The following is a 1,128-nucleotide window of genomic DNA, read 5'->3' on the forward strand; positions in this document are numbered from 1 at the left end:
GCAAAGCAAGTTAAGCTCAATGAAAATAGAGGGAGGAAAGATTAGATCACGCCTTCCTCTTTTAACTGAGCGAACCCAGCTTGATCTAAGTCTAAAAGCTCAGCCAACACGCTTTCTGTGTGTTCGCCCAGCGTTGCTCCAGGCCAATCGGTTTTACCTGGCGTTGATTTAAGCTTTGGAACAATGGCCGGAATCTCTAGCTCTCTCCCGTTTATTTCAACTTTCTCGAACAAGCCACGCGCTTGATAATGTGGATCTTCAAACATGTCTTGGGCGTTATAAATTGGCCCAACGGGCACGCGTTCAGCCTCAAGAATATCAATAATCTCTCTTGAAGAGTGCGCCAAACACCACTGCCCTATCGCTTGATCAATGGTGTCTTGGTGAACAACCCGACCGGCATTGGTTTGCATTTCCTCATGCTCCGCCAGATCTGCTCGGTCTGCAGCATGCATTAAACGTTTGTAGATAGAATCGCCGTTGCCGCCAATAATCACGTATTTATTATCTGCGCAACGATAAGTATTCGTAGGGACAATACCTGTCACGGTTGTTCCTGAGGGTTCACGAATCGCACTACACCCTGAGTATTCGGGCACTACACCCTCCATCAAATTAAATACCGCCTCATAAAGTGCGACATCAACAATTTGCCCGAGACCGTCGGTATTGTTATGTCGTTCAATAATTGCCATTGCAATCCCGAGGGCCGCGTGAATGGCAGCTAAAGTATCACCAATACTTAGATTTGGTCTGACAGGAGCTTCGTTCTCAAAACCATTCACATGGCGAAACCCGCCAAAGCCTTCACAAACAGAAGCGAAACCAGGCTTGTTTGCATACGGTCCATCCTGACCGTAACCCGATATTCGTGTATAGATTAAACTAGGATTTTTCTCGCGAAGAAGTTCTGGACCTAAGCCCCACTTTTCCATCGTGCCCGGTCTAAAGTTTTCGACCAAAACATCTGCTTTTTCAATAAGCTTGCCCGCGATCTCCCGACCCTTGTCTGACTTGAGATCTAAAGTCACAGACTTCTTATTACGGCCGATGCTGTACCACCAATAAGATGTGCCATATTCAGTGAGTCGCCATCCCCGAATCGGATCACCTTTCTCGGGCGGTTCG

Annotated in this window: 1 protein-coding gene; it reads right to left on the bottom strand. The window is 47.3% G+C overall.

The window, feature by feature from the left end:
- Window positions 1–41 precede the first annotated feature (41 nt).
- The coding region (locus tag A3739_RS27020) for a CaiB/BaiF CoA-transferase family protein (protein WP_082878640.1) at window positions 42–1,128 on the bottom strand (1,087 nt) is incomplete at its 5' end.

This window comes from Oleiphilus sp. HI0067, assembly GCF_001635735.1.